This is a genomic window from Pseudomonas sp. PME37.24/025, assembly GCF_055556615.1.
The window spans coordinates 1-261 of sequence record NZ_JBVHNK010000318.1 but is presented as its reverse complement, the minus strand read 5'-3'; the positions used below and the strand labels follow the sequence as shown (position 1 = coordinate 261).

Annotated in this window: 1 protein-coding gene; it reads right to left on the bottom strand. The window is 62.8% G+C overall.

Translation table 11 applies throughout. The annotated features are described in order from the left end of the window. Positions 1 to 261 (bottom strand): copper chaperone PCu(A)C (locus ACZ3HH_RS30530; protein WP_465810383.1); only part of this gene is annotated, 261 nt, incomplete at both ends.

The following is a 261-nucleotide window of genomic DNA, read 5'->3' as shown; positions in this document are numbered from 1 at the left end:
ACCGGCACCGGACCGGCCTTGGCGAAATGCAGGATCAGCGGAATGTGATCGCCTACCTTCACCGGCTGCGCCGGGTTGAACAGCATTAGGTGATAGCCCCCGGGCTCCAGTTGCAGTTGCCCCTTGGCAGGCACTGGCAAGCCCTTGGAAAGCGCGCGCATCTTCATCACGCCGCCGTCCATGCTCATCTGGTGGATCTGCACCGGCGATGCAAACGGGCTTTCCACCGACAGCAGGCGGTCAGGGGCTTTTCCCGTGTTG